1 protein-coding gene and 1 pseudogene are annotated in these 470 nt (G+C 65.3%); both read left to right on the top strand.

The annotated features are described in order from the left end of the window. On the top strand, positions 1 to 234 hold a 234-nt coding region (locus A3754_RS04400), incomplete at its 5' end, for a DUF4129 domain-containing protein (protein WP_156496778.1). Next, positions 227 to 470: pseudogene (locus A3754_RS04395) on the top strand (DUF4350 domain-containing protein); the annotation flags it as partial. The gene A3754_RS04400 and the pseudogene A3754_RS04395, both read left to right, overlap by 8 nt.

Below are 470 nucleotides of genomic sequence, written 5' to 3'. Positions count from 1 at the left end.
GCCGGCATTCTGGCACGTCACCCCGTGGCTCTGGCCGCAGGCAGTACCGAGCAGCAATGCCTGCGCACACTGCAGGAACAACACGGCGATTCATTGCCAATTGCCTACCTGCAGCGGCTGACCCAGGCCTGGATTACTACCGCCTGGGCTCACCGCCCGGTTAGCGCTGAGCAGGTGCGCACCTTGACCCAGCATTGGCAGCAAATGGACAGGCTGGAGGCAAACCATGCGTAAGGCCCACCTGCGCCGTGCTTTCCCCTGGCTGCTTGCCACCCTGCTGGTCGCCATGATCGCGGGCTACTACGCCCTGACCGAACCGGTCACCTACATGCAGCGGGTCTCCCCGGACAGCAGCATCACGCGCAACCCCTACAGCGCAGCCCAACGCTGGCTGGCGCAACGGGGCCAGCCCTCTGAACGCATTCTCAGTGCTGCGGCCCTGTTCCCGTTACCCGACACCCGCACCACCC

It is taken from the genome of Alcanivorax sp. HI0083, from assembly GCF_001635175.1.
This window is presented reverse-complemented; position numbering and strand designations above follow the sequence as displayed.